This is a genomic window from Bradyrhizobium sp. STM 3566, assembly GCF_045571445.1.
Lineage (GTDB): Bacteria > Pseudomonadota > Alphaproteobacteria > Rhizobiales > Xanthobacteraceae > Bradyrhizobium > Bradyrhizobium vignae.
In genome coordinates, this window is record NZ_CP120692.1 from 7,763,303 (window position 1) to 7,786,844 (window position 23,542).

General features: G+C 64.0%; 20 protein-coding genes. 8 read left to right on the forward strand and 12 right to left on the reverse strand.

The features are described from left to right. Nucleotides 1-61: 61 nt before the first annotated feature. The 5 genes from P6U27_RS36825 to P6U27_RS36845 form a co-directional block, all read right to left on the reverse strand. The gene (locus P6U27_RS36825; RefSeq protein WP_122406232.1) at nt 62-868 is read right to left on the reverse strand and encodes a hypothetical protein; all 807 of its coding nucleotides are present in this window, start codon (nt 866-868) and stop codon (nt 62-64) included. Nucleotides 869-1,072: 204 nt separating this feature from the next. Further along, the gene (locus tag P6U27_RS36830) at nt 1,073-1,582 is read right to left on the reverse strand and encodes an OsmC family protein (protein WP_122406233.1); all 510 of its coding nucleotides are present in this window, start codon (nt 1,580-1,582) and stop codon (nt 1,073-1,075) included. 54 nt (nt 1,583-1,636) lie between these two features. Then, nucleotides 1,637-2,422: an ABC transporter ATP-binding protein gene (locus P6U27_RS36835; protein WP_122406234.1), complete on the reverse strand. Its 786-nt coding sequence runs from the start codon at nt 2,420-2,422 to the stop codon at nt 1,637-1,639. 4 nt (nt 2,423-2,426) lie between these two features. Next, entirely contained in the window at nt 2,427-3,272 is an 846-nt protein-coding gene (locus P6U27_RS36840; RefSeq protein WP_122406235.1) for an ABC transporter permease, read from the reverse strand. A 226-nt stretch (nt 3,273-3,498) separates the two neighbouring features. Next, a complete protein-coding gene (locus P6U27_RS36845) occupies nt 3,499-4,470 on the reverse strand; it encodes an aliphatic sulfonate ABC transporter substrate-binding protein (RefSeq protein ID WP_164936716.1) in 972 nt (323 codons plus the stop codon). Between the two features lie 186 nt (nt 4,471-4,656). On the opposite strand from P6U27_RS36845, the gene P6U27_RS36850 reads away from it, so the two are divergent. Next, nucleotides 4,657-7,446 (forward strand): [protein-PII] uridylyltransferase, encoded by a 2,790-nt coding sequence (locus tag P6U27_RS36850; RefSeq protein WP_407193522.1) that lies wholly within the window; start codon nt 4,657-4,659, stop codon nt 7,444-7,446. A gap of 113 nt (nt 7,447-7,559) precedes the next feature. Here the strand turns inward: P6U27_RS36850 and P6U27_RS36855 are convergent, their stop codons facing one another. Further along, entirely contained in the window at nt 7,560-8,090 is a 531-nt protein-coding gene (locus tag P6U27_RS36855) for a methylated-DNA--[protein]-cysteine S-methyltransferase (protein WP_407194534.1), read from the reverse strand. Nucleotides 8,091-8,189: 99 nt separating this feature from the next. On the opposite strand from P6U27_RS36855, the gene P6U27_RS36860 reads away from it, so the two are divergent. The 3 genes from P6U27_RS36860 to P6U27_RS36870 all read left to right on the forward strand — a co-directional run bounded on the left by P6U27_RS36860 (nt 8,190) and on the right by P6U27_RS36870 (nt 11,334). Continuing rightward, nucleotides 8,190-8,546 (forward strand): DUF1304 domain-containing protein, encoded by a 357-nt coding sequence (locus tag P6U27_RS36860; RefSeq protein ID WP_244608060.1) that lies wholly within the window; start codon nt 8,190-8,192, stop codon nt 8,544-8,546. Between the two features lie 134 nt (nt 8,547-8,680). Beyond that, nucleotides 8,681-9,907: an ABC transporter substrate-binding protein gene (locus P6U27_RS36865; protein WP_407193523.1), complete on the forward strand. Its 1,227-nt coding sequence runs from the start codon at nt 8,681-8,683 to the stop codon at nt 9,905-9,907. 200 nt (nt 9,908-10,107) lie between these two features. Beyond that, nucleotides 10,108-11,334, forward strand: a complete 1,227-nt coding sequence (locus P6U27_RS36870) for an ABC transporter substrate-binding protein (protein ID WP_164936717.1) — start codon at nt 10,108-10,110, stop codon at nt 11,332-11,334. A 117-nt stretch (nt 11,335-11,451) separates the two neighbouring features. Here P6U27_RS36870 and P6U27_RS36875 read toward each other — a convergent pair whose 3' ends face one another. Continuing rightward, nucleotides 11,452-11,907 (reverse strand): DUF1330 domain-containing protein, encoded by a 456-nt coding sequence (locus P6U27_RS36875; RefSeq protein ID WP_407194535.1) that lies wholly within the window; start codon nt 11,905-11,907, stop codon nt 11,452-11,454. Between the two features lie 139 nt (nt 11,908-12,046). Here P6U27_RS36875 and P6U27_RS36880 point away from each other — a divergent pair, with 139 nt between their 5' ends. Further along, nucleotides 12,047-14,257 carry a transglycosylase domain-containing protein gene (locus P6U27_RS36880; RefSeq protein WP_129142302.1) on the forward strand — a complete coding sequence of 737 codons (2,211 nt, stop codon included), beginning with the start codon at nt 12,047-12,049 and terminating at the stop codon, nt 14,255-14,257. A 367-nt stretch (nt 14,258-14,624) separates the two neighbouring features. Here P6U27_RS36880 and P6U27_RS36885 read toward each other — a convergent pair whose 3' ends face one another. The 4 genes from P6U27_RS36885 to P6U27_RS36900 all read right to left on the reverse strand — a co-directional run bounded on the left by P6U27_RS36885 (nt 14,625) and on the right by P6U27_RS36900 (nt 18,807). After that, nucleotides 14,625-15,464: a M48 family metallopeptidase gene (locus tag P6U27_RS36885; RefSeq protein ID WP_129142303.1), complete on the reverse strand. Its 840-nt coding sequence runs from the start codon at nt 15,462-15,464 to the stop codon at nt 14,625-14,627. A 218-nt stretch (nt 15,465-15,682) separates the two neighbouring features. After that, complete coding sequence (locus tag P6U27_RS36890) at nt 15,683-17,011, reverse strand: polyhydroxyalkanoate depolymerase (protein WP_122406243.1); 1,329 nt, start codon at nt 17,009-17,011, stop codon at nt 15,683-15,685. Nucleotides 17,012-17,132: 121 nt separating this feature from the next. Beyond that, entirely contained in the window at nt 17,133-17,951 is an 819-nt protein-coding gene (locus P6U27_RS36895; protein ID WP_407193524.1) for an ABC transporter permease, read from the reverse strand. Between the two features lie 52 nt (nt 17,952-18,003). Beyond that, nucleotides 18,004-18,807, reverse strand: a complete 804-nt coding sequence (locus P6U27_RS36900; protein ID WP_129142305.1) for an ABC transporter ATP-binding protein — start codon at nt 18,805-18,807, stop codon at nt 18,004-18,006. A gap of 108 nt (nt 18,808-18,915) precedes the next feature. Between P6U27_RS36900 and P6U27_RS36905 the strand changes: the two genes are divergently transcribed. Both P6U27_RS36905 and P6U27_RS36910 read left to right on the forward strand, forming a co-directional pair. Further along, nucleotides 18,916-20,238 (forward strand): ActS/PrrB/RegB family redox-sensitive histidine kinase, encoded by a 1,323-nt coding sequence (locus tag P6U27_RS36905; RefSeq protein ID WP_122406999.1) that lies wholly within the window; start codon nt 18,916-18,918, stop codon nt 20,236-20,238. A 102-nt stretch (nt 20,239-20,340) separates the two neighbouring features. Continuing rightward, nucleotides 20,341-20,895, forward strand: a complete 555-nt coding sequence (locus tag P6U27_RS36910; protein ID WP_407193525.1) for an ActR/PrrA/RegA family redox response regulator transcription factor — start codon at nt 20,341-20,343, stop codon at nt 20,893-20,895. A gap of 130 nt (nt 20,896-21,025) precedes the next feature. On the opposite strand, the gene P6U27_RS36915 is transcribed toward P6U27_RS36910, so the two are convergent. Further along, entirely contained in the window at nt 21,026-21,514 is a 489-nt protein-coding gene (locus P6U27_RS36915) for an MmcB family DNA repair protein (protein ID WP_122406247.1), read from the reverse strand. A gap of 270 nt (nt 21,515-21,784) precedes the next feature. Here P6U27_RS36915 and P6U27_RS36920 point away from each other — a divergent pair, with 270 nt between their 5' ends. Then, nucleotides 21,785-23,485, forward strand: a complete 1,701-nt coding sequence (locus P6U27_RS36920) for an alpha-amylase family protein (protein ID WP_407193526.1) — start codon at nt 21,785-21,787, stop codon at nt 23,483-23,485. The last annotated feature ends 57 nt before the right edge of the window (nt 23,486-23,542 follow it).

Sequence of the window (23,542 nt, forward strand, 5' to 3'; positions counted from 1 at the left end):
CGAAGCGTGCCCACGCAAGAGATGGTGGGCACGACGCGCCAAGAGCGCGCCTTTGCCCAACCTACGAAGTCGTCGCCGCCATCCGCTTCCTTCGCCCATTCCACCACAGCGTCAAATTCCAAACGATGCAGGTGGCAAGCCCCAGGCTGAGGCCGATCGCGGAGCCGAAATTGGCCGCGCCGAGATGCAGCACCGCAACCGCCATGCCGAAGCCGAGCAGACCCCAGGCGGAGTTGGCAAGCACTGCGGCGGTCGGCGGACCGCCGATGCGCGGATGCAGGATCAGCATGATGCTGGAGAACACTACCGGATACAGCGCGATGATGCCGCTGATGCGTGGACCGACCCAGCCGGAGGTCGAGACCACGATCGCGACCAGGATCGCGACCAGCGCAGCCCGCATCGGGATATCGTACCAGCGGCGCGTCACCAGCGGCATCTTCGCATGGCGATAGCCTGCGAGCAGCGGAATGCAGAGGCCGAATGCGATCAGATTGGCGGCGAGGCCCGCAGTGAGCGACCAGTCGAACTGGCGAATGATCGAGGCAAGCACGATCCACACTGCGATGGCGCTTCCACAACTCACCACGAGATTGTGCCGCTGTGACAACACGACATAGGTGAGGCACATGAAGATCGTCGCCGCGTTGACCGGCAGGCTCGCCAGTGCACCCTGCGCGATGAAGGCGGCGTCATGGTCGATCGCAAGAAATACGTAGGAGGGACCCGCCGAAACCGGCAGGGTCGCGATCAGCGCACCGATCACCGGTCCCGAGCGCTCCGTGATAATCGACGCCGTCACGACGAACGCCGCCGCAATCGCCATGCGCAGGAGCAGGAAGAGGATGAAATGGAGGTCGAAGGACATTTAGCGCGGGATATTATTGTTGAGGAATTTTCCGCGGGCTCGGTTCACCTCTCCCGGAGGGAGAGGTCGATTTGCGCAGCAAATCGGGTGAGGGCCTCTGGTCCCACGAGGGAGCGCAGCCCCTCACCCGCGCCGGAGCCTGCCATCGGGCGCCTTCGGCGCGACCCGGTGGGCGCGACCTCTCCCTATGGGAGAGGTGGGCAGTCACATCCGCTGCATCGAGACCGAGACCTTCGGGCCGTTCTTGATGGTCTGGTAGACCACGCAATAGCGCTCGGTGAGCTTGAGCAGGAGATCGAGCTTGTCCTGCGGCGCTGATGTGTCGACCTCGAAGCGGAGGCGGATCTCGGCGAAGCCGACCGGGGTCTCCTTGTCGACGCCGAGCGTGCCGCGGAAATCGAGATCGCCCTCGGCATAGACGTTACCTGTTTTGAGCGGCACCTCGACAGCCGTCGCGACCGACTTCAGCGTGACGCCGGCGCAGGCAACCAGCGCCTCCAGCAGCATGTCGCCGGAGCAGAGCTCGAGGCCGGAGCCGCCGGTGGCGGGGTGCAGGCCAGCCATCGCGATGGCGCGGCCGGTCTCGACCTTGCAGGCGATGCCTTCGCCATCGGTGGAACCCTTGGCCTTCAACGTGATCAGCGCGGCCTTCGGATCGGCCTTGTAGCGCTCCTTGAGCGGAGCCTGCATCTGGCGCAGTTCGGCGGCGTCCATTGTTGTTCTCTCCCGGAAAATCGCCTTTCGATGTACCGGCTCGGGGCGAGATTGTCACCACCACATGGCCTGACCGGGACCCTGGGTTGCGTCCCGGTCGGGCACGTTGCGGTCCAGCGAACGGTCGAGTGATGTCAGGACGCTGCGCTTGAAATTCTCGAATAGCGGAGAATTGCGATCGCGTGGCCGGCCGAGACTGATCTCGATCTGATCGAACAGCCGGCCCGGCCGCGGCCGCATCACCAGCACGCGATCGGCCAGCACCACGGCCTCGTCTACGTCATGGGTGACGAGGATGAGCGTCGGCCGCGTATCCGCCCAGAGGTCGAGCAAATGATCCTGGAGATCCCTGCGGGTGAAAGCATCGAGTGCGGAGAACGGCTCGTCGAGCAGCAGCACCTCCGGCTGCGGCACGAGCGCCCGCGCGATCGCAACCCGCTGCGCCTGACCGCCGGAGAGCTCGCGCGGCCAGGCCTGCGCCTTCTCGGTGAGCCCGACGCGCTCGAGGGCGCGCGCCACCTTCTCGCGCCGCTCGATCGCAGGCAGATCGGCAAGGCCGAAGCCGATATTGTCGCCGACGCTGAGCCAAGGCAGCAGACGCGGCTCCTGGAAGATGATGCCGATCTTGGCATGGGGCGAACTGATCGCTTCGTCATCGAGCGTCACCCCGCCCGAGCTGGCACGATCGAGACCGGCGATGGCGCGCAGCAATGTCGACTTGCCGCAGCCGGAGCCGCCGATGATGGCGATGATCTCGCCTAGCCTGATCTCGGCCGAGAAGCGCGCCAGCGCCTCAACACCGTTGGGATAGGTCTTGCTGACCCGGTCGAGCACGAGCATCGTCTCAAGCTCCCTTTGCCCGCCCGAAGGCGTCCTGCCAGCGCAGGAACGGCGCGGCGGCAAGCTCGATCAGCCAGTCGGTGAGCTTGCCGAGGATGGCGAAGATCACGATCGCGGCCAGGATCTGCGCGGGCTTGCCGAGCTGCTGGCCGTCGAGCAGGAGATAGCCGAGGCCTTCGGAGGCGCCGATCAATTCGGCCGCGACCACGAACATCCAGCCGAGGCCAAGACCGATGCGCAGCGAGACGACATAGGCTGGCAGCACCGCGGGCAACAGGATGCGGCGGATCATGGCGAACCCGGAGAGGCGAAAGACGCGTCCGACCTCGACGATCTTGCGATCGACCGAGAGGATGGCGCCCATCACGCCGAGATAGACCGGGAAGAACACGCCGATCGCGATCAGCGCGACCTTCGAGGTCTCGAAGATACCGAGCCAGAGGATGAACAGCGGCACCCAGGCCAGCGACGGGATCGCGCGCAGCGCCTGCACGGTCGGATCGAGCAGCCGCCGCGCCAGCGACCAATAGCCGGAGATGGCGCCCAGCAGCGTGCCCGCGACCACGCCGAAGGCGAAGCCGCGCGAGACGCGCCACAGCGTCGCGGCGATGTGGTGAACCAGCTCGCCGGAGCGGGCAAGCTCGGTGATGGTGGTGAAGATGCGAGAGGGCGGCGGCACCAGGCGCCCGTTCGACCAGCCGGACCAGACCACGAGCTCCCAGCCGAGCGCGAGCGTCAGCGGCAGCAGCACGCCCAGCATCGGCCGCGCACAACGCGACAGAAGCGACGGCGCGGCAGCACTCGCGGCTCTATCAGAAGTTTGTTGCAGAACTGGCGCGTCGGAGATCATGGCCGGTAGGAACCGCGTCTGGTCGGGGAATGCAACACTACTATTGCCGCGGCTACTGCTGCTCTCTTCCTTCTGTGGCCCCTTGTGGGGAAGGTGGCGCGACGCGCCGGATGAGGGGTTCTCTCCACTCGCAACACTGATCGTGAGGATAGATACCCCTCACCCGGCTTCGCTTTGCGAAGCCACCCTCCCCCCCAAGGGGCCCACAAGGGGGAGGGTTACGACATCAATTCGTCGGCAGCGGGACCTGGTCGTCGATCAGGGCGTCCAGCGTCGCCTTCACGTCGAGCTTGGCATCGACGACACCGGCTTGCTGGAGAGCGAGGCCGGCGGCGAGAATCGATTCGCGTTGCGGCGCACCGATGCGGCTGTGGGTCAGCTCGGTGCGCTCCTTGAGCTGCTTGTCGACGACAGCCTCGGGCAGTTTCGTGACCGCGATGAAGATCTTCTTCAGCTCGTCGTAATTCGCCAGCGAATATTTGCGCGCCTCCTCGTAGACCGCGAGGACGCGGCGCGCAATGTCGGGATAGTCCTTCAAGAACTGCTCGCGCACATTGAGGATGCCCCAGGTGTTGGCGTCGGCCTTGCGATAGAACAGTTTTGCGCCTTCCTCGACCTCCGCCTGCGCCATCATGGGATCGAGCCCGGCCCAGGCATCGACGTCGCCACGGATCAGCGCGGTCTTGCCGTCGGCATGCTGGAGCAGCACCGGGGTAATCTCCTTCTCAGTGAGGCCCGCTCCTAACAGCGCGCGCACCAGGAAGATGTGCGGATCGGTGCCGCGGGTCACGGCGACGCGCTTGCCCTTGAGGTCGGCGACGCCGGCGATCTTGGAGTCCTTGCCGGTCACCAACGCGGTCCACTCAGGGCGCGAGTAGACATAGATCGACTTGATCGGGTTGCCGTTGATGCGGGCGACCAGCGCCGCCGAGCCGGCGGTCGAGCCGAAGTCGATCGAGCCGGCGTTGAGGAACTCAAGCGCCTTGTTGGAGCCGGCCGACTGCACCCAGGTGACCGTGATACCGTCCTTGGCGAACTCTTTCTCCAGGAGCCCCTTCTGCTTCAGGACCAGCGACACCGGATTGTAGGTCGCCCAGTCGATGCGGATCTCCTTGATCGGGTCCGCCGCCTTGGCCGCGGGAGTCAATGCGAGCGCCACAGCTCCCGCCAGAAGAATACGTCGTGCAATCCCAGCCATGCTCGGCCTCCTGAGAAACTTCATTGTTTTTCAATGAGTTATAGCTAGAGGTCAACGAGAAAATCCGCCCCTGCAAGCGCGCGGCCCGAGAACAGGTTTGCGCAAACCCGCGGCTTTCCAGCATGGAACGCCTATGCCAGAGAATGGCGGGTGACAGCGCCTCTCGCCTCTTATATCGGGTGAGACATGGACAGCGTCGCGATTGAAAAGAAGCCAGAGACGGATGACCGCTTCGACACCGCGCGGATCACCGCCGCGGTCGATGCGCTCGCCGAAAAACATGAGGGCCGCGAGGACGCGTTCCGCACGGCGATGGCGCAATTGCTCAAGGCCGAGCTGATTGCGGCGCGCGCCGCAGCCCAGGCGATCCTCTTGAAGGACCGTCACGGTCGCCGCTGCGCCGAACGGCTGTGCCACGTGCAGGACGAGATCCTCCGCATCCTGTATTCGGCTGCGACCCGTCATCTCTACCGCTCGCCGATCCCGAGCGGCGCCGAGCGCATGGCGGTGGTGGCGACCGGCGGCTATGGCCGCGGCCTGATGGCGCCGGAATCGGATATCGATCTGCTCTTCATCCTGCCCTACAAGCAGACCGCCTGGGGCGAGCAGGTCGCCGAAGCCATTCTCTATTGCCTCTGGGACATGGGGTTGAAGGTCGGTCACGCCACCCGTTCGGTCGACGAATCGATCCGGCAGGCGCGCGGCGACATGACGATCCGCACTGCGATCCTGGAGACGCGCTTCCTCACCGGCGACAAGCCGCTCTATGACGAGCTGGTCGAGCGCTTCGACAAGGAAGTGGTGCAGGGCACCGCGTCGGAATTCGTCACCGCAAAGCTTGCCGAGCGCGAGGAGCGGCACCGCCGCGGCGGCCAGTCGCGCTACCTGGTCGAGCCCAACGTCAAGGACGGCAAGGGGGCCTTGCGCGACCTGCACACGCTGTTCTGGATCGCCAAATACGTCTATCGCGTGCGCGATACCCACGAGCTGGTCGGGCGCGGCGTGTTCGACGCGCAGGAATATCGCAGCTTCCGCCGCTGCGCCGATTTCCTCTGGTCGGTCCGCTGCAATCTGCATTTCTACTGCAACCGCGCCGAAGAGCGCCTCTCCTTCGACCTCCAGCGAGAGATCGCGGTGCGGCTCGGCTACACCTCGCATCCCGGCATGCAGGACGTCGAGCGATTCATGAAGCACTACTTCCTGGTCGCCAAGGAAGTCGGCAATCTCACCGCCATCCTTTGCGCCAAGCTCGAGGACCAGCAGGCCAAGCCCGCCCCCGTGCTGAGCCGGATGATGGCGCGGTTGCGACCGACCGCGGTGAAGCGGCGTGTCCCTGACAGCGACGACTTCATCGTCGACAACAACCGCATCAACGTCGCCGCACCCGACGTCTTCAAGCACGATCCGGTCAATCTGATCCGCATCTTCCGCCTTGCGCAGAAGAACAACCTCGCCTTCCACCCGGATGCGATGCGCGACGTGACGCGCTCGCTCGGCCTGATCAACGCGGGCTTACGCGAAAATCCCGAGGCCAACCGGCTGTTCATGGAGATACTGACCTCCGAGAATGCGGAGATCGTGCTGCGGCGGATGAACGAGACCGGCGTGCTCGGGCATTTCATCCGCGCCTTCGGCAAGATCGTCTCGATGATGCAGTTCAACATGTATCATCACTACACCGTCGACGAGCACCTGATCCGCTGCATCGGCTTCCTGCAGGACATCGAGCGCGGCGGCATCGAGGAGTTCGCGCTCGCCAGCGACCTCATGCGCAAGACCCGGCCCGAGCACCGGCCCGTGATCTACATCGCAACGCTGCTGCACGACGTCGCCAAGGGCCGGCCGGAGGATCACTCCATCGCCGGCGCCAAGGTGGCGCGGCGGCTCTGCCCGCGGCTCGGCTTCAGCCAAGCCGATACCGAGCTCGTGGCATGGCTGATCGAAGAGCATTTGACGATGTCCACGGTCGCGCAGTCGCGCGACCTCTCCGACCGCAAGACGATCGAGAATTTCGCCGCCGTGGTGCAGTCGGTCGAACAGATGAAGCTGCTGACCATCCTGACCACGGCCGACATCCGCGGCGTCGGTCCCGGCGTCTGGAACGGCTGGAAGGCGCAGCTGCTGCGCTCGCTCTATTATGAAACCGAGCCGGTGCTCACCGGCGGCTTCTCGGAGGTCGATCGCGGAAAGCGTCTCGCTGCCGCCTACGCCGAGTTCCGCATGGCCTTCGCCGAATGGCCCGCCGACGAGCTCGATGCCTATATCAGCCGGCACTATCCGGCCTACTGGCTCAAGGTCGAACTGCCGCGCAAGATACGCCATGCCCGGTTCGTCCGCTCCAGCGAGCAGGCCGGCCACAAGCTCGCGATCAACGTCGGCTTCGACGAGGTGCGCGGCGTCACCGAACTGACGATCTTCGCAGCCGACCATCCCTGGCTGCTGTCGATCATCGCGGGCGCCTGTGCCTCGGCCGGCGCCAATATCGTGGACGCCCAGATCTACACCACGACTGACGGCCGCGCGCTCGACACGATCTCGATCTCCAGGGAATACGACCGCGACGAGGACGAGGGACGGCGCGCCACGCGCATCGGCGAGATGATCGAGGACGTGCTGGAAGGCAAGCTGCGCCTGCCCGAAGCCGTGGCGCGGCGCACCGTGCGCAGCAAGGCAAGGCCCTTCGTGATCGAGCCGGAAGTGACGATCAACAACCAATGGTCCGATCGCTACACCGTGATCGAGGTCTCCGGCCTCGACCGGCCCGGCCTGCTCTACGAGCTGACCACCGCGATCTCCAAGCTCAATCTCAACATCGCCTCAGCGCATGTCGCGACGTTCGGCGAGCGCGCCCGCGACGTGTTCTACGTCACGGACCTCCTGGGCGCGCAGATCAACGCGCCGACGCGGCAGGCTGCGATCAAGAGCGCGCTGACCCATGTGATGGCCGGCGACAAGGCGGTGCAGCCGGCGGCGTGAAGCGCTCGTCATTCCGGGGCGATGCCGAGCATCGAACTATGGTGCGCAATTGCGTACCTGAGAATCTCGAGGTTCCGGATTCGCCCCGGTGGGCGCTCCGGAACGACAGGGTCCTAAGCCTCCACCCCCTCATGCCGCAGCAGCCAGCGCTTGCGCGCCAGCCCGCCGCCATACTTCACGAGCGAGCCATCTGCACCGATCAGGCGATGGCAGGGCAGCACCACGCTGATCGGATTGGAGCCGTTGGCATGGCCGACGGCACGAATCGCTTTGGGCGTGCCGATCTTTGCGGCGAGTGCACCGTAGCTCAGCGTTGTGCCAGCGGGGATTTGCGCGAGCGCGGTCCAGACCTTTTGCTGGAATGGCGTGCCGGCGGTGCGCCACGCGATCTTCGAGAGCTGACCGAGTTCGCCTTCGAAATATCCAGACAACGCCATCCGCATACCCGCAGGCGCAGCGTGATCACTCAGATCCACCGCGCCGTAATGCAGGCGCAACAGCCCGCGCATGCGGTGCTCGTAATCCTCCCAGTCGAGCGCGCGCAAGACACCAGCAGCATCGGTGACGAGCAGCGCGATCCCGATCGGCGTCGTCAAGCGGTCGAGACCGAAGCTTGCAGATGTCTTGGTTGGTCGAGCGGCCATTGCCACACCATTGCGTCGAAACACTTCCATCGCACTTGCCATGCCGGCCGTGCTGACGTCCACCCGAAAGCTGATGCTTTGGGGAAGCTCACCTTGATCCTGATCGCCAATGTCCTGGTGGCGCTGGTCGCGGCGCTGCACGTCTTCTTCCTGGTCCTGGAGATGTTTCTCTGGGACAAGCCGCTGGGCCTGAAAGTGTTTCGCAATACGCCTGACAAGGCTGCGATCACGAAGGTGCTGGCCGCCAATCAGGGTCTCTATAACGGCTTCCTCACTGCCGGCCTGGTCTGGGGTCTGCTCCATGGCAACCCGGTCTTCGCGTTCCAGATCAAGGTATTCTTCCTGCTCTGCGTGATCGTGGCCGGCGCCTATGGCGCGGCGACCGTCAGCACGCGGATACTGATCGTTCAGGCGCTGCCGGCGGCGATCGCGCTGATTGCACTGTTTCTCGCCTGAGACGCTACGGCGCAGCGGCGCGATCCTTGCGCGGCGGCGAACCTTCCTCCACAATCTTCGGCAGCGATGGCGACCGTTGCGATCAACGGAGAAAGACCGTCGGCCGAAAATTCCGTCAGGAGGAACAACCCAACATGAACAATCGCAGAGCCTTCATAGCTGCCACAGCGGCGCTCGCCTTCGCGCTCTCGACCAGCCACGCCCTCGCCCAGAAGAAATACGACACCGGCGCAAGCGACACCGAGATCAAGATCGGCCAGACCGTGCCGTTCTCCGGCCCCTATTCCGTCTATGCCAATATCGGCAAGACCCAGGCCGCTTACTTCAAGATGATCAATGATCAGGGCGGCATCAACGGCCGCAAGATCAATTTGATCCAGTATGACGACGCCTATTCGCCGCCGAAGACGGTGGAGCAGGTGCGCAAGCTGGTCGAGGGCGACGAGGTGCTGTTCACGTTCCAGCTGATCGGCACTGCCGCGAACGCGGCCGTGCAGAAATATCTCAACGGCAAGAAGGTGCCGCAGCTCCTGGCCTCGACCGGCGCGGCGCGCTTCAACGATCCGCAGAATTATCCATGGACCATCGCTTACAATCCGAACTACGTGTCCGAGGGGCGGATCTACGCAAAATACATTCTCGCCAATCATCCCAACGCCAAGATCGGCGTGCTCTACCAGAACGACGACATGGGCCGCGACTATCTGGCCGGTCTCAAGAGCGGCCTCGGCGACAAGGCCGCCAGCATGATCGTCGGCGAGGTCTCCTACGAGGTCACCGACCCGACCGTCGACTCGCAGGTGGTCAAGCTGAGGTCGATGGGCGTCGACCTGTTCTATGATGCCTCGACGCCGAAATTCGCGGCGCAGGCGATCAAGAAACTCGCCGATCTCGGCTGGACACCCGTGCACATCCTCGACATCAACGCGAGCCCGGTGTCGGCGACGCTGAAGCCGGCCGGCCTCGACATTTCCAAGGGCATCATCTCGACGAACTACGGCAAGGATCCCGGCGATCCCCAGTGGAAGGACGATCCGGGCGTCAGGGCTTTCTTCGCCTTCATGGACAAGTATTTCCCGGAGGGTGACAAGCTCAACACCGTCAACACCTACGCCTATTCGGTCGCGGAGCTATTGGTGCAGGTCTTGAAGCAATGCGGCGACGATTTGACGCGCGAGAACGTCATGAAGCAGGCCGCCAACATCAAGGGCTTCGTACCGAGCCTGGCGCTGCCGGGCATCAAGATCACAACCGGGGCGAACGACTATCGCGTCAACAAGCAGATGCAGATGATGAAGTTCAACGGCGAACGCTGGGAGCTGTTCGGGCCGATCATCGAGGACACGAGCCCGTCGGGTTAGGCCGAGAACCGATCTCGTAGGGTGAGTTAGCCCGAGCAGATGCGCTCCGCGCATCCGCCCGTCCGACTCACCCTACAAAGGACGAGCGCACCCCGCCTTGCGTCGCAACAGCTCCTCCGCCACACTCGCGCTCAGCGATGGCATCGAAGGCGCAGTGCGCCCGCCAGACCATCTGCAATAACAAACGGAGGAAATTGCGAATGAGGAATGGAATGCTGCATTTGGCCACGGCAACGGCGCTGACCCTGGCGCTGTCGATCTCTGCGGCCAATGCCCAGAAAAAATATGATCCAGGTGCCAGCGACACCGAGATCAAGGTCGGCCAGACCGTGCCGTTCTCGGGACCGGCATCGGCCTATGCGACGATCGGCAAAGCCCAGGCCGCGTATTTCAAGATGATCAACGATCAGGGCGGCATCAACGGCCGCAAGATCAACCTGATCCAGTATGACGACGCCTATTCGCCGCCGAAAGCGGTCGAGCAGGTGCGCAAGCTCGTCGAGAGCGACGAGGTTCTCTTGACCTTCCAGATCATCGGCACGCCTTCGAACGCCGCCGTGCAGAAATATCTCAACGCTAAGAAGGTCCCGCAGCTGTTCGCGGCCACCGGTGCCTCGAAGTTCACCGATCCCAAGAACTTCCCGTGGACCATGGGCTACAATCCGAACTACTTCGTCGAGGGGCGCATCTACGGCCAGTACATTCTGAAGGAGCATCCGAACGCCAAGATCGGCGTGCTCTATCAGAATGACGACCTCGGCAAGGACTATCTGAACGGCCTCAAGGCCGGCCTCGGCGACAAGGCCGCCAAGATGATCGTGACCGAAGCCTCCTACGAAGTCTCCGACCCGACCGTCGATTCGCAGATCCTCAAGATCAAGGATGCCGGCGCCGACCTATTCTTCAGCGCGACCACGCCGAAGCAAGCGGCGCAGGCGATCAAGAAGATCGCCGAGCTCGGCTGGCACCCGGTGCAGATCGTCGACATCAACGCCACCTCGGTTGGTGCGGTGATGAAGCCGGCGGGGCTCGACGCTGCCAAGGGCGTGATCAGCGTCAACTACGGCAAGGATCCGCTCGACCCGACCTGGAAGGACGATCCCGGCATGAAGAAATATTTCGACTTCATGGCGAAGTACTATCCGGACGGCGACAAGGATTCGAACTTCAACGTCTATGGCTACGGCACCGCCCAGCTGCTCGCCCATGTGCTGCAGCAGTGCGGCGACAACCTGACGCGCGAGAACGTCATGAAGCAGGCCGCCTCGCTGAAGGACGTGGCCGGCGACACCGCCCTGCCCGGCATCAAGGCCAACACTTCACCGACTGACTACCGCGTCAACAAGCAGCTTCAGATGATGAGGTTCAACGGCGAGCGCTGGGAGCTGTTCGGCCCGATTCTGGAGGATGCGGGCCCGGCGGGTTAGTAGGTGTTCAAACTCTGAACGGCAATCGGCGACCTTCTGGCCGCCGATTTTTTTTGAAGGGCTTCGCCCAACCGCTCGCGCCTCGGGATGACGGGGTGAGATGCGGCTTGCTGACGTCTACGTCGGTATCTCCCCAAAATTCTTCCCCACGGGCAGCACCGCGTGCCGGATCAGCCGTGAATCCTCCACCGCGGCCTGGCGGTGCTTGACCGCCTCGCGATAGACGGGATCGCGGATCATCTCGACAAAGGCGGCGACGCTGGGATATTCGGCGATGAAGCAATGATCCCAGCGTTCCTCCTGCGGGCCGATCAGCATCAGCTCGAACTTGCCCTGCCAGACGATGCGGCCGCCGAGACGTTCGAACACCGGGCCGCTCTCGCGGCCATAGGCCGCGTAGGCTTCCGCGCCGCTGGCCTTGCGGCCGTCAGTATAGGCCGCCTCCTTCCGCAAGCGCACCAAATTGAGCATGTGGATCGGGCCGGGGCGGTCGTTCTCCCGGAATTGCGCGAAGATCTCCTTGGTTGGATCGATGTGGCCATGCGAGTTTCCCTCTTTGTTGACGCGTGCGATCCTAGCCCTGCGGCCCCGGAACCGGAACTGCGGTGGGCGAATGCCGCATCTCCTAATTGCGCGTTAACGCCGGGGTAACCCGGCCTTAAACAGCGGCCGCTAGCGTCTCGGCGGGGCGGGCTGACCGGGCGTATTGCGTATGGCGTGGGGAAAGAAGAAGGGTGCGCGGAAGGAGCCGCTGTTCGGCTTGCCCGCGGCGCTCGCCGATCTGCGCCTCACCCCGGCGGACCGCATTCCCGGCGGGGACGACAAGCCGAAGAAATCCGCAAAATCATCCGCCAACCGCAAGAGCGAGGATGCCGGCGACGAGCCGCCGCGCGAGCGCAAGCCGCCAGCCAGCCGCAGCGGCGCCAAGCGGCGCCCAAGGTCACGCGGCGGCTTCAGCCTCGGCCGCCTGGTCTATTGGGGCGCAGTGCTGAGCCTATGGGCCGTCATCGCCATAATCGGCGTCGTGATCTATGTCGGCGCTCATCTGCCGCCGATCCAGTCGCTGGAAATTCCCAAGCGCCCGCCGACGATCCAGATCGTCGGGATCGACGGCAGCATGCTGGCGCAGCGTGGCGAGATGGCCGGCGCCAATGTCGCACTGAAGGACTTGCCGCCGTATTTGCCCAAGGCGTTCATCGCCATCGAGGACCGCCGCTTCTATTCGCATTTCGGCATCGACCCCGTCGGCATCATGCGTGCCCTCGTGACCAACGTGCTCCATCGCGGCGTCTCGCAGGGTGGTTCGACGCTGACGCAGCAGCTCGCCAAAAACCTGTTCCTGACCCAGGAGCGCACCATGCAGCGCAAGCTGCAGGAGGCCGAGCTCGCGATCTGGCTGGAGCGCAAGCACTCCAAGGACGAGATCCTGGAGCTCTATCTCAACCGCGTCTATTTCGGCTCCGGCGCCTACGGCGTCGAAGCTGCCGCGCAGAAATATTTCGGCAAGTCGGCGAGGAGCGTCACCATCGCCGAGGCCGCGATGCTCGCCGGCCTCGTCAAATCGCCCTCGCGCCTTGCGCCGAACCGCAACCCCGAAGGCGCCGAAGCGCGCGCGCAAGTCGTGCTCACGGCGATGGCGGATGCGAAGTTCATCACCGAGGCGCAGGCGCAGGCCTCGATCGGCCATCCCTCCTACAATGTGAAGCCGGTCGGCGCCGGCACGATCAACTACGTCGCCGACTGGATCGGCGAAGTGCTGGACGATCTGGTCGGCCAGATCGACGAGAGCATCAAGGTCGAGACCACGATCGATCCGAAGCTGCAGAGCGTGGCGGAAGCCGCCATCATCGACGAGCTCGCCGCCAAGAGCGTGAAGTTCAATGTCAGCCAGGGCGCGCTGGTGGCGATGACGCCCGACGGCGCCGTCCGCGCCATGGTCGGCGGGCGGAACTATTCCGAGAGCCAGTACAACCGCGCGGTGACCGCCAAACGCCAGCCGGGCTCCTCGTTCAAGCCGTTCGTGTATCTCACCGCACTCGAACAGGGGCTGACGCCTGATACCGTGCGCCAGGACGCTCCGATCGAGGTCAAGGGCTGGAAACCCGAGAACTACACTCACGAATATTTCGGCGCGGTGACGCTGACGCAGGCGCTGGCGATGTCGCTCAACACGGTCGCCATCCGTCTCGGCCTCGAGGTCGGGCCAAAGAACGTGGTGCGCACCGCGCACCGGCTCGGCATCTCCTCCAAGCTCGAGCCCAATGCGTCGATCGCGCTCGGCACCTCCGAGGTCTCGGTGGTCGAGCTGGTCGGCGCCTACGCGCCGTTCGCCAATGGCGGCCTCGCGGTGACGCCGCACGTCGTCACGAGGATCAGGACGCTCAGCGGCAGGCTGCTCTACATGCGCCAGGCGGACGAGCGCAACCAGGTCATCGACCCCCGCTATGTCGGCATGATGAACACGATGATGCGGGAGACGCTGATATCGGGCACCGCCAAGAAGGCGGAGATCCCGGGTTGGCCGGCGGCCGGCAAGACCGGCACCAGCCAGGATTACCGCGACGCCTGGTTCATCGGCTACACCGCGAGCCTCGTCACCGGCGTCTGGCTCGGCAATGACGACAACTCGCCGACCAAGAAGGCGACGGGCGGCGGCCTGCCGGTCGAAGTCTGGACGCGTTTCATGAAGGCGGCGCACGAAGGCGTGCCGGTCGCGAGCTTGCCGAGCTCACCCGGCGGCTGGGGCCTGTCGAATCTCGCGCAGGCGGCCTCGCAGGTGTCGCCGCCCACGCCGGCGGGACCGCCACTCGCGAACGCTGGCGGCTATCGCCCGCCGCCTCCCACGCGCGCCAATGTGCGGCCGGAAGCTGCGGCCGGGCTCGACGGCTGGCTGATGGACCGGCTGTTCGGCGGCAATCGATAGGTTTTGCCTGAGGTCCCGGCGAGCTCAGAACAAAAACTGCGAAAACAACCCCATGCACAGTAGAACGCGGCATCAGGCGTGACGCCGGGTGGATCGTGCGAAGCGTTTGACGCGACGGGGTTAATTGGACCGCGGCGCAATCGCCGCAAAGTGTGGCGAGAATCGAGCAAGACGACCTGGATGTTGCCTCACCCTCCGCTGTCATTCCCCGCGAAGGCGGGGAATCCAGTACGCCGCGGCCTCTCGATTTGAATCACTGCGGCCTCTGGGATACTGGATCGCCCGCCTGCGCGGGCGATGACACCTCCCAAGATGCCAACAGCATGATCTTTCCGGAAAACCGCTTCGCACTTTTCCGGATCATGCTTTAGTCCTCGATCCCATACCGGTGCAGATCGTTGCCGTACGTGTCGAGCCACTTCTTGGCGCGCTCCATCGACGGGCAGACCTTGCCGCATACGCGCCAGAACCGCGCCGAGTGGTTCATCTCGACGAGATGTGCGACCTCATGGGCGGCGAGATAGTCGAGCACGAAGGGTGGCGCGAGGATCAGGCGCCAGGAGAACGACAGAGAGCCGGCAGAGGTGCAGGAACCCCAGCGGCTGGACTGGTCGCGGATCGAGAGCCGCTTGACCCTGACACCGAGCTCGGCGGCGTAGGCTTCCGCCGAGCGCTGCAAGTCGCGGCGCGCCTCGCGCTTGAGGAAGTCGCTGACGCGGCGGTCGACGTGTTCAAGGCCGCCGGCGACGCAGAGAATGCGCTCACCGCTGTCGCGCATCTCGGTCCACACCGTGCCGCGCTGGCCGGCGCGATGAACGATGCGATGGGGCGTGCCGCGCAGCGGTATCACCGTGCCTGGCTGGAAGGGTGCGGCCTTCGGCAAGCGGCCAAGGCGCGCGGCGATCCACGCGCCGTGACGCTGCGCGAAATCCTTGGCTTCGGCGAGCGTGCCGCGCGGCGGCATGGTGAGGATGGCTTCGCGATCGCTCGGATGAATTCTGAGCGTGTAGCGGCGCGCGCGGCGGTGCCGGCGCAATCGGATGGCAAAAAATTGCGATCCGTGGGTGATGACGAGGGTCTTCGGTTCGTGGGGCCGACGATAGAGGAGTGCGCGAGTGGCCATGTCTGACAGTCCGGGGGGCAGGAGAGCGCCCGGATTCTGCCATAACCGCCGCCAGGGAAAGCGCTCGGCGCAAAAACAAATCATTTGCCCAATATACAGCGGTCAGGCGTCCGGGAGGCCCTACAGACTGGGGTTGGAACCATCAATTTTCGCCCCCGCTGGATGCATGCGACACCCCCAAGGGGTGAATAGAGACTCACTCCTACGAGGCTACCTAAATACCGCGAATCTGGAGGGAACTTGCCCCCGCTGGAAGCTCCGCCAGGGGCTGAGATTTCGACGGGAAAGCCGAAATCTGGAGGTTATTCGGCCGCAAGAGCCTGCAACGAGCTCGGATTCGAAGCCGAAACCATGAAATCGTGAATCCGCGGCACGATCTCCGACTTGAAACGCGATCCGTTGAACACGCCGTAATGTCCGACGCCCTTCTGGACGTAATGAACGCGGCGATGATCGGGAATCGCGCTACACAATGTGTGCGTAGCTTCGGTCTGACCGAGACCGGAGATGTCGTCGTTCTCGCCTTCGACCGTCATCAACGCGACGCGCTTGATCTTGGAAGGATCGACGCGGGTTCCGCGATGGGTCATCTCGCCCTTCGGCAGCGAGTGCTTCACGAAGACGGTGTCGACCGTCTGCAGGTAATACTCGGCCGAGAGATCCATCACCGCGAGATATTCGTCATAGAAGTCGCGATGCTTGTCGACGAGGTCGCCATCGCCCTTCACCAGATTGGCGAACAGCTGCTTGTGGGCATCCATGTGCCGGTCGAGATTCATGCTGATGAAGCCGTTGAGCTGCAGGAATCCCGGATAGACGTCGCGCATCATGCCCGGATGCGGGAACGGCACCTTGGTGATGACGTGGTTGCGGAACCAGTCGATACCGCGCTCCTGGGCGAGGTTGTTCACCGCGGTCGGATTGCGGCGGGTGTCGATGGGTCCGCCCATCAGCGTCATCGAGGTCGGCACGAACGGATCGCGCCGTGCTTCCATGATCGAGACGGCCGCGACGACCGGCACGGAGGGCTGGCACACCGCCATCACATGGGTGTTGCCGCCGAGAATGTGCAGCATCTCGATGACATAGTCGATGTAGTCGTCGAGATCGAAGCGGCCTTCGCTCAGCGGCACCATGCGGGCATCGGCCCAGTCGGTGATGTAGACCTCATGCGCCGGCAGGAAGGCCTCGACCGTGCCGCGCAGAAGCGTCGCATAATGGCCGGACATCGGGGCCACGATCAGTACGCGCGGCTGAGGGCTGCGCAGCGGGCGGGCGAACTTGCGGTCGAAGTAGAGCAGCTTGCAGAACGGCTTTTCCCAGACCGAGCGGATTTCGACGGGGACGCGGATGCCGTTGACCTCGGTGTCGTCGATACCCCATTCCGGCTTGCCATAGCGGCGCGTGGTGCGCTCGAACAATTCGCAGGCCGCGGCGACCGACTTGCCGACCTCGGTGCGAGCCCAGGGATTGAGGGGATTCTGAAACAGCAACTTGGTTGCGTCGGTGACCGCTCGTGCCGGATTGAGAGAGGCTTGAGCCATCTCGTACATCCAGTACATCGGCGTCGTCAGGACCGGACTGCCTTCTGCAGCCAGGGGCGGCGCGCCGCCGAACTCACCAATGGGCATCGTTATATTCCTCTTCGCATCGCAACATACTGCCGGATGCGCAATATTGCGTCAATGCGTGGTTCCGTACATCTACGTAGCCGAAACGAGTAAATCAGCCTGAATCCACGGGAAAGTGACGTTATTCGCCGCTCGAGAGCAGCGAGCCGTGCCTTCTGGCGCTGCGCAATAGGGCAAGGAATGCCCCAAAAGAAGCAACCAGCAGCACCGCGTTGATGGCCAACGCCTCCAGCATCAGATCGGTCCTAAAGGCGTGCTCGATCAGCAGCGCGCGCATTCCCTCGAAGGCGTAGGTCGGCGGCAACGCCCAGGCGACGTATTGCAGCCAGGCAGGGAGCACGCTGACGGGATAATAGACGCAGGCCGGCGGCAGGATGGCGAACATCAGGGTCCAGACGATGCTCTCGGCGCCGAGGCCGTTGCGCAGCACCAGGCCCGAGACGAAGATGCCGACCGACCAGCTCGTGAAGATCAGATTGCAGAAGAACGCGATCAGCGGCAGGCCGAGGGCATAGACGTTGAAGTGAAACAGGACCAGCGCGAGCAGGGTCATGGGGATGATCCCGATCGCGAGCCGGATCAGGCTCATGACCATCAGCGACAGCAGAAACTCGATCGGCTTCAGCGGACTCATCATGAGGTTGCCGATGTTGCGCGCCCACATCTCCTCCAGGAACGAGATGGAGAAGCCGAGCTGGCCGCGGAACAGGATGTCCCAGAGGATGACGGCGCCGATCAGCGTGCCGCCGGCGCGCGCGAAGAAATTGGCGTTCTCGGCGATGTAGAGCTGGAGGAAGCCCCAGGTGATGACCTGCAGTGCCGGCCAGTACAACAGCTCGAGCAGCCGCGGCCAGGACGACATGAGGAGGTACCAATAGCGCAGGATCATCGCGCCGATGCGATGGACGGATATGCCGCGGTGGAGGGAGAGTTCGGTCATGGGTGCACCGCGCAGCTCGGATGAGACCCGTTACCCCATCTACGATTGCAGCTCACCTCGCCGCCTCCTTTGCGCCGTTCACCCGGCCGCGCGCGACGTCCAGAAACACCTCCTCCAGCGTGGTGCGGTTGTAGCGGGCCATGATCGCCTCCGGTGCGTCGTCGTCCTCGATCCGACCGCGTTTCATGATGATGACGCGGTCGCAGAGCCGCTCGACCTCGAGCATGTTGTGCGAGGCCAGCAGGATGGTGGCGTTTTTGTTCCGGCGGTACCGCTCCAGATGCGCGCGCACCCAGTCGGCGGTATCAGGATCGAGCGAGGCGGTCGGCTCGTCCAGGAGCAGCAGCTCGGGCTGGTTGATCAGCGCTTTCGCCAGCGCAACGCGGGTCTTCTGCCCGGCGGAGAGCTTGCCGTTGGCGCGGTCAATGAAATCGCCGAGGTCGAGATCCTCGGCGAGCTCAGCGATGCGGTCGGCGAGATTCTTCACTGCATAGAGCTTGCCGAACACGGTGAGATTCTGCCGCACCGTGAGCCGCATCGGCATGTCGACGTAAGGGCTCTCGAAATTCATCCGCCCCAGCACGGCTGCGCTGTCCTCGGGCATCCTGTGACCGAGCACCTGGACGCGGCCGGAGGTCGGCAGTACCAGACCCATGATCATCGCGATGGTCGTGGTCTTGCCGGCGCCGTTGCCGCCGAGGAGCCCGGTAATGCTGCCGCGCGCAAGCGAAAAGGAGATGTCGTCGACGGCGCGGGTCTGCTTGTAGACCTTGACGAGGTGATCGACCGCGATTGCCGCGGGCGAAATGCGATCCGCGACAGTCGGCCGACTTGAAGCCTTGTCATTCTCGGTCATGCTGGCCGTTCTTCTGCTATTGCAGCGAAGAGCGCAAGGCTTGTAATTCCTGGCAGGTTCCGTGAGCCGCGCGTTTGTGACTTGGAAGGCACCGCCACATTGGCCGATATGACCGAAATTGCCGATTCCGACTTCCGCCACGCGCAGCGGCATATCCGCCTCGACACCATCCTGCGGCTGCGTTGGCTGGCGGTGCTGGGCCAGCTCGCCGCGATCTTCATCGTGGCCCAGGGGCTCGAGTTCAACGTCGAGATCGTCCCCTGTGTCAGCATCATTGCGCTGTCGGCGACGCTCAATCTGGCGCTCCAGACCGCGGCCAATCCGATGCGGCGGCTGGAGCCGATGCAGGCGGCTGGCCTCCTCGCGCTGAACATCGTGGAGCTGGCAGGTCTGCTGTTCTTCACCGGCGGACTGCAGAACCCGTTCTCGTTCCTGTTCCTCGCGCCCGTGCTGATCTCGGCTACCGCGCTGCCGGCCCGCTTCACCTTCGGCCTCGGCCTGCTCGCGGTTGCCTGCGCGTCGGCGCTGTTCTTCTTCCATTTTCCACTGCCGTGGGATTCCGAAGATCCGTTGGTGCTGCCGCCGATCTATCTCGTCGGCGTCTGGCTCTCGATCGCGCTCGCGATCGGCGTGACCAGCCTCTACTCCTTCCAGGTGACCGAGGAAGCGCGCAAGCTTGCCGACGCGTTGGCCGCGACCGAGCTGGTGCTGACGCGCGAGCAGCATCTGACCCAGCTCGATGGCCTTGCTGCCGCGGCCGCGCACGAGCTCGGCACGCCGCTCGCAACCATCTTCCTGATCTCGCGCGAATTGGAGAAGACGGTGAAGGACGCGAGCATCGCCGCCGACCTGAAGACCTTGCGCGAGCAGACCCAGCGCTGCCGCGACATCTTGAGCAAGATCACCCAGCTCTCCTCCACCGGAGCACCGTTCGACCGCATGAAACTGTCGGAGCTGATCGAGGAGGTGGTGGCGCCACACCGCGATTTCGGCGTCGAGATCAAGGTTCGGATCGCGGTGGCGGCGGCGTCCGAGCCGGTCGGCTCGCGCAATCCGGCAATCCTCTACGGTATCGGCAACATCGTCGAGAACGCAGTCGATTTCGCTCGCACCACCGTCGAGGTGAACGCCTGGTGGAACAAGGACAATATCGAGCTCGTGATCTCCGACGATGGCCCCGGCATTCCGCCCGATATCCTCAATCGGATCGGCGAGCCCTATCTGTCGCGGCGGCGCACCCAGGATGACGGCGGCGGCGAACGGCGTGGCCTCGGCCTCGGCGTGTTCATCGCGCGAACCCTGCTCGAACGCACCGGAGCCAAGGTCTCGTTTACCAACCGGATCTTTCCGGAACACGGCGCCGTGGTTCAGATCACATGGCCGAGACAGCGTTTTGAGGCTATCGAGACGCTCGAACAAACAATAGGATAGCCGCGACCTTGCGTCGCACAACGGGGCGGATCGACGATTTGCCGCCTTGGCACCGCGCGATTGCGACGCCATATGTCAATGCGCTGGAGAGAGGACACAACCTTGAACGCCATCGCCGAACTGAACGAACAGACCGACCGCTCGCTGCTCATCGTTGAGGACGACAAACCGTTCCTGGAGCGGCTGTCGCGCGCCATGGAGACACGGGGCTTTGCCGTGACATCATGCGACACTGTCTCCGACGGACTTGCGCAGATCGGCAAGTCGGCCCCGGCCTTCGCGGTGGTGGATTTGCGGCTCGGTGACGGCAATGGCCTCGACGTGGTCTCGGCGTTGAAGAAGAAGCGCCCGGACGCACGCGCGATCGTGCTGACCGGTTATGGCAACATCGCCACCGCCGTCACCGCGGTGAAGATGGGCGCGATCGATTATCTCTCCAAGCCCGCGGATGCCGACGACGTCGTCGCCGCACTGCTCTCGACCAATGCGAAAAAGTCCGAGCTGCCGACGAATCCGATGTCGGCCGACCGCGTCCGCTGGGAGCACATTCAGCGCATTTACGAGATGTGCAACCGCAACGTCTCGGAAACGGCGCGCCGGCTGAACATGCACCGGCGCACGTTGCAGCGGATTCTGGCGAAGCGCGCGCCGCGGTGAGTTTCAGCCGTACTCGTGCCCGGGACGCAGCGCAGCGCGAAGTGATGCGCTGCTGAGCCGGGGCCCATGCCTCGGCTTGAACCACTGTCTGCTGGGTGCCGGCTCTGCGCAGCAATGCACCGGAACCATCCTACTCCCAAAAGTCGACGTGACCCTGAGGATCGACCAGGCGGTTGATCCGAAGCGCTGCTGCCATTCCAAATCGCACCGTCATCTGCTTGCGCGTGGCGGCAGCCAGCTTGTGCTCGGGCGCCTCGCAATGCAGGTGCGCGCCATAGGCGTCGGCGATGATCAGGCCGGTGTCTTCAGGAAAGATCTCGCAGGGCAGATCCTGCGTGAAGGCGAAGAACAGCCGGTCGCAATGGGCGCGGTATTCGTGCCATTTCTGGTCGGCGCGCAGATCCTCCACCGACGACTTGATCTCGACGATCCAGATCTCGCCGCGCTCGTTCAGCGCCACGAGATCGGCGCGCCGGCCCGACGGCAGCGGCAATTCGCTGATGCAGGAGAAGCCGAGCGAGCGCAAAAGCCGCGCCGTGCCGCGCGCGATGGCGAGCGCCGTCTCCGACTGGCGGCGATCGGGCGGCGGCACGAGGGCGATGCGGGCGGTGTTGTCCATGGGGGCAAGATAGCCGATTCCATGAAGCGCGGACACTGTCTCCCCCCACCCGTCATTCCGGGGCGCGCACAGCGCGAGCCCGGAATCCATAACCACAGGGAGACGTGTCGGGCAAAGCAGGTAACTCCGACTCTTCGCAAAACTGCTGCCTGTGGTTATGGGTCCCGGGCTCGCGCTGCGCGCGCCCCGACGGCGAGTGCGGAACCGCACTCGCCCTTAACACTTATTACGCAGCCGCCGCACCCGGGCGGAACCACCCAGGCTGCGCGCATGATCGACGATCTCTGGTACAAGAATGGCGTGATCTATTGCCTCTCCGTCGGCTCCTATATGGACGCCAATGGCGACGGTGCCGGCGACTTCAAGGGCCTGCTCCGCCGGCTCGATTATCTGCACGGGCTCGGCATCACCGCGATCTGGCTGATGCCGTTCCAGACCTCGCCCGGCCGCGACGACGGCTACGACATCGCCGATTATTACAGCGTCGACGCCCGTTACGGCACGCTGGGCGACTTCGTCGAGTTCGCCCATGGCTGCAAGCAGCGCGGCATCCGCGTCATCATCGACCTCGTCGTCAATCACACCTCGGACCAGCACCACTGGTTCAAGGAGGCGCGGCGCGACAAGAGCTCGCCCTATCGTGACTGGTACGTGTGGTCCGACAAGAAGCCCGGCAATGCCAACGAGGGCATGGTGTTTCCCGGTGTGCAGAAATCAACCTGGACGCACGACAAGGAGGCTGGCGCCTGGTACTTCCACCGCTTCTACAATTTCCAGCCCGATCTCAACACCTCGAATCCGCACGTGCAGGCTGAGATCCTCAAGATCATGGGCTTCTGGATCCAGCTCGGCGTCTCCGGCTTCCGCATGGACGCCGTGCCCTTCGTGATCGCGACCAAGGGTGCGAAGGTGAAGAAGCCGGTCGAGCAGTATGACATGCTGCGCGCGTTCCGCGAATTCCTGCAATGGCGCCAGGGCGACGCCATCATCCTCGCCGAAGCCAATGTGCTGCCGAAGACCGACATCGAATATTTCGGCCGCGATGCCGACCGCATGCACATGATGTTCAACTTCCATGTCAACCAGCATCTGTTCTACGCGCTGGCCTCAGCCGACTCGCGCCCTCTGGCCAAGGCGCTGAAGGCGACCAAGCCGCGGCCGGCGACGGCGCAATGGGGCCTGTTCCTGCGCAATCACGACGAGCTCGATCTCGGACGACTTACCAAGGCGCAGCGCGAGGTCGTGTTCAAATGCTTCGGCCCCGACAAGGACATGCAGCTGTACGACCGCGGCATCCGCCGCCGCCTCGCGCCGATGCTGGGCGGCGACCGCCGGCGGCTCGAGCTCGCCTACAGCCTGATGTGCACGCTGCCGGGGACGCCGGTGATCCGCTATGGCGACGAGATCGCGATGGGCGACGATCTCTCATTGCCCGAACGCAATTGCTCGCGCACGCCGATGCAATGGTCGACCGAGCCGCATGGCGGCTTCACCAAGAGCGACAAGCCGGCCTGCCCCGTCATCGACAAGGGGCCTTATGGCTTTCCGCACGTCAACGTCGCAAAACAGCGGCGCGATCCCAACTCCATGCTGAACTGGACCGAGCGCATCGTCCGCATGCGCAAGGAGGTGCCGGAAGTCGGCTGGGGCGATTTTGCGGTCATTCCCGTGCGCGATCCCGCCGTGTTCATCATGCGCTATGATTGGCGCAACAATTCGGTGCTGTTCGTGCACAATCTCGATGAGAAACCGCGCGAGATCGCGTTCTCGGCCGGATTGCCCGGCGAGACTGGCGCGCACCTGATCAACCTGCTTGCGGAGGACCACAGCCACGCCGACAAGCGCGGCCAGCACCGCGTCGTGCTGGAGCCATACGGCTACCGCTGGTACCGCGTCGGCGGGCTGGATTATCTGTTGAAGCGGAGCGACATCGACGAAGCTACGGTGCGGGATAAGAAGCATCGGGGGTGATGTGGTCGTTTTGCTGTCCCCACGCTCACAGCTGTCGTCCCGGACAAGCGCGCCTCG